Below are 503 nucleotides of genomic sequence, written 5' to 3' on the forward strand. Positions count from 1 at the left end.
AATGGTAAAGGTTACGTTATCACCAACATTTGGTGTCGTATTATTTACTGTTTTCACAACGCTAAGGTTGGTCTGTGCAACCGGCGTTGGGGTTTCTGTATCGGTGTTGTTGCCCGGTGTCGGATCATTTTCCAATCCGGTAATAACAGCGGTATTGCCGTATGAACCTGTTGCTTTTACAGTCGCTACGATGCTCAGCGTTGCGCTGGCCCCGTTGGCAAGTCCCCCTACACTCCAGTTCGGTGCTGTCCACGTTCCGGTTGATGGGGTGGCGCTCACGAAGGTATAACCCGAAGGAAGTACGTCGTTTACAGAAACTCCCGTCGCAGCACTTGGACCCGCATTCGAAGCCGTGATGGTAAAGGTTACGTTATCACCAACATTCGGTGTAGCGTTGTCTACCGTTTTCACTACGCTCAGGTTGCTCTGTGCAACCGGCGTTGGTGTTTCTGTATCGGTATTGTTGCCCGGTATTGGATCGGATGTAGTACTAGTAATTGTTG

The 503-nt window shown here is 50.1% G+C and carries 1 protein-coding gene; it reads right to left on the minus strand.

Annotation, left to right across the window (positions count from 1 at the left end; translation table 11 throughout):
• Window positions 1-503 (minus strand): DUF11 domain-containing protein (locus tag LPB89_RS21935; protein ID WP_230703739.1); only part of this gene is annotated, 503 nt, incomplete at both ends.

It is taken from the genome of Flavobacterium sp. ENC (genome assembly GCF_020991415.1).
Classification (GTDB): Bacteria; Bacteroidota; Bacteroidia; order Flavobacteriales; family Flavobacteriaceae; genus Flavobacterium.